A 7,810-nucleotide genomic window follows, 5' to 3' on the forward strand; every position below is an offset into this window, starting at 1 on the left:
CGGCGCCGTCGATCCACTGAAGGGCCTGTGCTACGGTCCGGCGCTGCACTTGCCCGGAGTCGTCCCGCATGCAGCATCGGTTGATCGCGTTGCCCCGTATCCGCTGGCTGGCGCTGCTTGCCGGCCTTGCCGTCTTCGCCAGTACTGCCGCGCCACGCGCCGCCGACTCGGCCTATCGCGCGGTCGACCCCTTCATCGGCACCGGTGGCGAAGGCCACACCTACCCCGGCGCCACGGTGCCGTTCGGCATGGTGCAGTTGAGCCCGGACACCCAGATCAAACCGCGCAAGGAGGCCTACGGCTGGGCCGCCGGTTACCGGCATGACGACAGCACGATTGTCGGTTTCTCGCATACGCATTTCTCCGGCTCCGGGCATTCGGACCTGGGCGATGTGTTGCTGATGCCGCAAACCGGCGAGGTCAAACTCGAACGCGGCGATGTCGGCACACCCGGCAGCGGCTATACCGCGCAGTTCGATCACGCCAGCGAGCAGGCGCAGCCCGGCTATTACGCGGTGACCTTGAAAGACCGCAACATCCGCGCCGAACTCACTGCCAGCGCGCGGGTGGGCGTGCACCGCTACCAGTTCCCCAAGGGCGTGCCCGCGCATGTGCTGGTGGATCTGCGCACCAGCCTCTACGACTACCCGGGCAAGGTGCAGTGGTCGCGCCTGCGCGTGCGCAGCGATGGCACGGTCACCGGATTCCGCGAAACGCGTGGCTGGGCGCCGGGCCGGCAACTGTATTTCGCCATGCGGTTTTCGCGCCCGCTCACCGCCACGCAATTGCATGACACCGAGCAGGACATTCCGTACAAGGGCTTCCCGCCGCCGGGTGACAAGAACCCCGCGCAGCGTGCGCAGATCGAGGGCCGGCAGCTGGTGGGCGTGTTCGATGTTGCCAATGACGGCACGCCATTGGTGGTCACCGTAGCGCTGTCGCCGGTCAGCGAAGACAGTGCCATTGCCAACCTGGCCGCCGAAGTACCCGGCTTCGATTTCGACCGCGTGCGCGCCGATGCACGCGCGCAATGGACACAGGCATTGTCGGCGATCGATGCACAAGGCACGCCGCAGCAGCGCACCCAGCTGTACACCGCGCTGTACCACACGCTGCTCGGGCCGACCCTGTTCATGGACAGCGACGGCCGCTACCGCGGGCCAGACAACGCCGTGCATCAGGCCACCGGCTGGAGCCACTATTCCACCTTCTCGCTGTGGGACACCTACCGTGCCCTGCAACCGCTGCTCACCCTGGTACAGCCGCCGCAGCGCACCAGCGACGTGGTCAATTCGCTGCTCGCCTCACGCCGGGAAAGCGCCTACGGCATCCTCCCGGTGTGGGCATTTCATGGCCTGGAAACCTGGTGCATGATCGGCTACCACGCCGTGCCGGTAATCGCCGATGCCTACATGAAAGGCATCGGTGGCTTCGATGCCAACGAAGCACTCGATGCCATGGTGGCCAGCGCCAACTACGGCCCGTACGACGGCATCGCGCAGTACCGCGAACTGGGCTACGTGCCGATCGACGAAGAAGGCGAAGCCGCCTCCAAGACGCTGGAATACGCGTTCGACGACTGGACCATCGCGCAGATGGCAAACAAGCTAGGCAAGCCCGCCATCGCCGCAGAATTCAGCAAGCGCGCCGCCAACTGGAAGCACGCCTTCGACCCGGCCACCGGCTACATGCGCGCGCGCACCCGCGCCGGCACTTTCCGCGAACCGTTCGACCCCTCTGCCAGCGGCTATGGCAGCGACTACACCGAAGGCAACGCCTGGCAATACTCCTGGTACGTGCCGCAGGACGTCGCCGGCCTGGCGGCCGCACACGGCGGCGAAGACACGTTGCTGGCGCGGCTGGATGCGGTGTTCGACGCCAAGGTGGACCCGAAGGTGTTCGAGCACATGGAAGACATCACCGGGCTGATCGGCTGGTATGCGCACGGCAACGAACCCAGCCATCACGTCGCGTATCTGTACGCCTATGCCGGCCAGCCGTGGCGCACGCAGGCACGCCTGACCCAGATTATGGGCAGCCAATACCACGCCGGCCCCGAAGGCCTGGCCGGCAACGACGACCTCGGCCAGATGTCGGCCTGGTACGTGTTCACCACGCTGGGTTTCTACCCGGTGGCGCCGGGCAGCAATCAGTACATCATCGGCCGCCCATTCCTGCCGCGCGCCACGCTCAACCTGCCCAACGGCAAGCGCTTCAGCGTGATCGCCGAAGGCGTGAGCGATGCACGCCCGTACATCGGCAGCGCCACCCTCAACGGCCAGCCACTGACGCGTGCCTATCTGACGCACGCAGAAATTCAGACCGGCGGCGAGTTGCGCTTCCGCATGCAGGCCACGCCGAATCAGCAATGGGCCACCGACCCCGCGCAGCGGCCGTATTCGATGTCGGCGCGCTAACGCGGTGCGTCAGTAGCGGATCGCCATGCGCAAGCCATGGCGGTCATGCTCCACCACCGCGGGCAAGCTGCCGGCGGTGCCTGCCGCAATCCGCTGCGCACTCCAGCACGCCACCAACGCATCGAGCACATCGTCGGGCGCAGCCAAGCGCCGCGGCACGGCCGCCAGCAGTGCCTGCACCCGCGCGTGGCCGAAGTGTTCGCCGAGCAATGCCACGCGCTGTGCATGGCCGGCCGGCGTCTTCTTGCCGGCGGCGAGTCCCTGGCCGCCGTTGAGCACGGCGAACGAAACTTCCGGGTGCACCTCGTGCACGCGCACAGCCCAGGCCGCATCGCTGCGCAGGGCAGCATCCCAATGGCGGATCTTGTCCAGCAACCCGAAGGACTGCACACCGAAGCCGCGCTGCTTGTCGTGATCCAGCGCACGATGCAGGCGCGATGCTTCCGGCTGCGACTGCGCATGCAACATGCCGCGCAGAGGCGCAGCAAAGATGCTGCAGGCGCGGCGGCCACCCACGAACCGGCGCGCCTGAACATCGGCCGCGCGCGGGGTGTGCTCACTCAGGCCAATGGGAATATCCACGCCGATCACCTCCGCCGCACGCAGTGCATGCGCCACCTCCTGCACCGTTGCGTAATACGCAAATGCCAACGCGTCCTCGGCGTCCCACACCGCCAGCCAACCGCTGCGCGCGCCATCGATTCCCACCCACCGCATCGTGTACCTCGTCATTGCGCCCACCGCTGTATTGGTGATTGGCGCATATCTGCACAGTTTGCGTGCGGTCACGCATTCACACCATGCACAACATTCGTTCACCGCTGCACAGCGCATCGCTTTCCACACTGGGCGCCTCTCGGTGCGCAGCCGTCTGCGTGCCCCCACTCCCCCTCGACAGGAGACCCGTGCATGTCCAGCGCGAAGAACCAATACGCAATGCAGAACCCGCTCACCCAGTTCCCGCAGCCCACCTTTCCGGAGCAGACCCAGGAAGCACCCGGCACCATCCATGAGCTGCAGCCCAAGGCCGACCATGGCGAGCAGAGCTACCAGGGCTTCGGCCGCCTGCAGGGCCGCAAGGCGCTGATCACCGGTGCGGACTCGGGCATTGGCCGCGCCACCGCCATCGCCTATGCGCGCGAAGGCGCAGACATCGTGCTCAATTACCTGCCCGAAGAAGAGCAGGATGCCGCCGAGGTGGTGCAGCTCATCCAGGCCGAAGGCCGCAAGGCCATCGCCGTGCCGGGTGACCTCAAGGACGAAGCCTTCTGCAACCAGTTGGTGGAACGTGCGGTGAAAGAACTCGGCGGCCTGGATCTGCTGATCAACATTGCCGGCAAGCAGACTGCCGTCAAGGACATCGCCGACATCACCACCGAGCAGTTCGACGCTACCTTCAAGACCAACGTCTACGCGATGTTCTGGCTGTGCAAGGCGGCCATCCCGCATCTGCCGCCGGGCGCGTCCATCATCAACACCGGCTCGATCCAGTCTTACCAGCCCTCGCCCACCCTGCTCGACTACGCCTCCACCAAGGCGGCCATCGTCAACTTCACCAAGGGGCTGGCGCAGCAGGTGGCCGAGAAAGGCATCCGCGTCAACGCCGTGGCGCCGGGCCCGGTGTGGACGCCGCTGCAGCCCAGCGGTGGCCAGCCGCCGGAAAAGATCCCGGAATTTGGTTCGGAAACGCCGATGAAGCGCGCCGGCCAGCCGGTGGAAATGGCACCGCTCTACGTGCTGCTCGCCTCGCAGGAATCGAGCTATGTCACCGGCGAGGTGTTCGGCGCCACCGGCGGCCTGCTGCTGTCTTGAGTCGTCCCAGCGCCCAGTTCCGCCGCGATGCCAGCGGCACGTTGCCGATTGCCGGCTATGCCGCCATCGGTGACGGCCGCTCGGTGGCGCTATGCGGTGCCGATGGCGGCATCGACTGGTGGTGCGTGCCGAAGATGGACGCGCCACCGTTGTTCGATCGCCTGCTCGATGCCGGCAATGGCGGTTTCTTTTCGCTGTGCCCGCGTGACCTGCAGCGAGTGGAGCGCCGTTATCGCGACGGCAGCAATGTGCTGGAAACCACCTTCATCACCGCAAGCGGACGCGCGCGCCTCACCGAATCGGTCAACAGTGGCGAGGCGGGCCGGCTGCCGTGGTCGGAGCTGGCCCGGCGCATCGACGGGCTGGAGGGCGAGGTGGTGTTCGAGCTCATCTACCAGCCAGGCACGCGCGCAGGCGAAGCGACACCGTGGCAGAGCGATACGCCCAACGGCCGCGTGCACCACGTTGGCCCCTTGATGACCATGCTGCGCTTCGACGCGGAGGCGGTGCAGATCGCACACTGCGACGACCGCAGCGTGCGCGGCACCTTGCGCATTGCCGCCGGCGATCGCCAGCTGGTGGCATTGCTCGCGTCCGAGCGCGAAGCCTTGCCGGTGCCGCCACTGGCGGATATCGACGGCCGCATCGACCGCAGCGACCAGGAATGGCGTGAATGGAGCGGCAACCTCAGCTACGACAATGGCTACCACGACACCGTGGTGCGCTCGGCGCTTGCGCTCAAATTCCTGTGGTTTTCGCCCACCGGCGCCATTGCCGCGGCGATCACCACCTCGCTGCCGGAGCAGATCGGCGGCAATGGCAATTGGGACTACCGCTACGCCTGGGTGCGCGATGCCGCATACACCACCAAGGCGTTCATGCGCGTGGGCGCACTGGCCGATGCGAAGGCCGCCTTCAGCTGGCTGATGCACACCATTCGCCGCCACCGCCCCTGGATTCGCCCGTGCTACACGCTCGATAGCGCGCTGGTGCCGGATGAGCGCGAGATCGACATTGCCGGCTACCGCGACACCCGCCCGGTCCGCGTGGGCAATACCGCGAATGACCAATTGCAGTTGTGCCTGTATGGCGATGTGTTCGAGATGACCGCGCGCTTTGTCGATGCCGGCCACATCCTGGACCCGGAAACCGCACGTCAGTTATTCGACTTAGGCAACGAATGTGCCGATGCCTGGATGCGCAAGGACGCAGGCTTCTGGGAGCTGGAGCAGGACGAGCACTACACCATGTCCAAGATCGAATGCTGGATGGCGCTACGCCGTGCCAGCGAGCTGGCCAAGGCCGGCCATCTGTCTTCGGCCATGCTGCCGCGCTGGGAACGCGAGCAGGCGCGCATCCTGGCCTGGATCGACGAGCACTGCTGGTCCGAGTCCAAGCAGGCCTACACCTTCTACGCCGGCACCGACGACCTGGATGCCAGCCTGATGCTGGCCTCGCGCTTCGGCCTGGCCGAGGTGCGCCACGCCCGCATGGTCTCCACCCGCGACGCCATCCGCCGCGAACTGGGCTGCGATGAGTTGCTGTACCGCTACAGCGGCATGCAGCAGCGCGAAGGCACATTCACCGCCTGCGCGTTCTGGATGGTGGAAGCCTATGGCTTGCTGGGCGAACGCGACGAAGCCAAGCGCCTGTTCGAGCGCCTGCTGGAACGCCTGGGCAACGATGTGGACCTGATGCCGGAAATGGTGGACGCCCACACCGGCGATGCGCTGGGCAATCTGCCGCAGGGATTGAGCCATCTCGCCTTGATCCATGCCGCGTTGGCGGTGCACGGGGAATAACGCTGCACGGGCCGCATGTGCGCGCCAGTGGCACGCACATGCGTGTAGCGCCCAGCCTCACTGCGCCAGCACCACCGTCTGGATCGCATGCGCGGGAATCTCCAGCACGCTGGAGGCATCGCCCACATACAGGTTGTAGCGAATCGCCACATCCGTGGCATTCATCACCACCGTCGCCAGGCTGCCATCGCTGTTGACGAACGCGGTGGTGGCCAGGTTACTGCGGCTGCTCGCCGCACTCACCCGCTGCGCGCCAGGCCGGATGAACTTGGAAAAGTGGCCGATATACCAATAGCTCGGCGTGTAGATCACCTCGCCGGTGCGCGTGTTGGCATGCACCGGTGTAAAGCAGTAGTTGCCCACGTGATTGGGGCCGCCGTGCTCGTCCAGCAGGATGTTCCAGTCCGTCCAACCCACCGCACCGTGATTGAGGTCGTTGATGATGGCGGTGCCATAGCGCTCGCCATTGGGCCAGTGCTGCAGCTTGGCCGGGTCGAACTTTTCCACCGCCGCCTCGGTGAGCAGCAGGTGCTTGTCCGGGTACGCCTGCGCCACCGCCGCCACGTTCTCCACCATCGGCGCGAACCCGGCCCAGGTTTCATACCAGTGGAAGCCCATGCCCCACGCATATTTGGAAGCTTCCGGATCGTCGAAGATCACATGCGCGCGGTGCACCATCATGTCGCGGTTGTGGTCCCACACGATGATCTTGCGATCGCCATAGCCGGCCTTGGCCATGGTCGGGCCCAGATGATTCTTGAGGAAGTCGCGCTCTTCTTCTGCAGAAAACAGCATCGACTCCCAGGTCTGCACCGCCATCGGCTCGTTCTGCAGGCTGATGCCCCAGATGGGGATGCCGGCCTTTTCATACGCGGCAATGAAGCGCGTGTAGTACGTGGCCCAGGCCTGCGCATATTCGGGCAAAAGCTTGCCGCCCTTGAGCATGGCGTTGCTGTCTTTCATGAAGGCTGGCGCGCTCCACGGGCTGGCAAACGTGGTGAGCGTGCCACCGGCCGCAGCAATGGCCTGGCGCAACAGCGGAATGCGGTACTTCGTATCGTGCTTGACCGAAAAGGTCTTCAGCGCCGCATCGCCTTCCTTGATGTAGGTGTAGCTGCCGCTGCTGAAATCCGAGCTATGGATGGTGGTCCGCGCCAGTGTGTAGCCGATGCCCTTGTCCGGGTCGTAGTAGGCGGTGAGCAGCTGCCGCTGCGCCTGCTTGGGCAGTTTGGCGAAGGTTTCCGCACTGGAGTCGGTGATCGCCCCACCAATGCCCAGCAACGCCTGAAACCGCCGCTGTGGATTGACGAAGATGGAGTTCTCTTTCTCGGTCAACGCATGTCCGGCCGTGGGCGCATCGACAGTGCTGACACGCATCTGCTGCGTTGCGCCTTGGGCAGAGGTGTAAACGCGTAGTGCGCCGGCATGTGCTGCTGGCGGAACAGCAGCATCCGCAACCGCAGCCTCTACCGCCTTCGATGCGGGCGTGGATGCAGATGCCGTCGATGCCGGCACCGGAATAGGCGTTGCTGTTGTTGCTGTTGTTGCTGCTGTTGTTGCTGCTGTTGTTGCTGCTGTTGTTGCTGCTGTTGTTGCTGCTGTTGTTGCTGCTGTTGCTGCTGTTGCTGTTGTTGCTGCTGTTGTTGCTGTTGTTGCTGTTGTTGCTGTTGTTGCGACGTCCCCCCGCCCTGAGTAGCGGCCTGGTTTAGAGTCCGGGGTTGATGATATCGGTGTTTGCCAGATGTTGGGCATACGCAGCCGGGGTCATGCCGCCGATTA

6 protein-coding genes are annotated in these 7,810 nt (G+C 65.2%); 4 read left to right on the top strand and 2 right to left on the bottom strand.

Translation table 11 applies throughout. From position 1 onward, the window contains the following. Window positions 1-68 precede the first annotated feature (68 nt). Window positions 69-2,417: a GH92 family glycosyl hydrolase gene (locus ACD584_RS13120; RefSeq protein ID WP_076036226.1), complete on the top strand. Its 2,349-nt coding sequence runs from the start codon at window positions 69-71 to the stop codon at window positions 2,415-2,417. 9 nt (window positions 2,418-2,426) lie between these two features. On the opposite strand, the gene ACD584_RS13125 is transcribed toward ACD584_RS13120, so the two are convergent. Continuing rightward, a complete protein-coding gene (locus ACD584_RS13125) occupies window positions 2,427-3,149 on the bottom strand; it encodes a DUF429 domain-containing protein (RefSeq protein ID WP_076036227.1) in 723 nt (240 codons plus the stop codon). Between the two features lie 177 nt (window positions 3,150-3,326). On the opposite strand from ACD584_RS13125, the gene ACD584_RS13130 reads away from it, so the two are divergent. Next, on the top strand, window positions 3,327-4,229 hold the full coding sequence (locus tag ACD584_RS13130) for an SDR family oxidoreductase (protein ID WP_076036228.1): 903 nt from the start codon (window positions 3,327-3,329) through the stop codon (window positions 4,227-4,229). Next, window positions 4,226-6,031: a glycoside hydrolase family 15 protein gene (locus ACD584_RS13135; protein ID WP_076036229.1), complete on the top strand. Its 1,806-nt coding sequence runs from the start codon at window positions 4,226-4,228 to the stop codon at window positions 6,029-6,031. Before ACD584_RS13130 ends, ACD584_RS13135 begins: the two co-directional genes overlap by 4 nt. Window positions 6,032-6,088: 57 nt before the next feature. Here the strand turns inward: ACD584_RS13135 and ACD584_RS13140 are convergent, their stop codons facing one another. Beyond that, window positions 6,089-7,408 (bottom strand): glycoside hydrolase family 30 beta sandwich domain-containing protein, encoded by a 1,320-nt coding sequence (locus ACD584_RS13140; protein ID WP_076036230.1) that lies wholly within the window; start codon window positions 7,406-7,408, stop codon window positions 6,089-6,091. Window positions 7,409-7,557: 149 nt separating this feature from the next. Between ACD584_RS13140 and ACD584_RS13145 the strand changes: the two genes are divergently transcribed. Further along, on the top strand, window positions 7,558-7,740 hold the full coding sequence (locus tag ACD584_RS13145; RefSeq protein ID WP_372357292.1) for a hypothetical protein: 183 nt from the start codon (window positions 7,558-7,560) through the stop codon (window positions 7,738-7,740). The last annotated feature ends 70 nt before the right edge of the window (window positions 7,741-7,810 follow it).

Source organism: Xanthomonas sp. NCPPB 2922 (genome assembly GCF_041520885.1).
Classification (GTDB): domain Bacteria; phylum Pseudomonadota; class Gammaproteobacteria; order Xanthomonadales; family Xanthomonadaceae; genus Xanthomonas; species Xanthomonas campestris.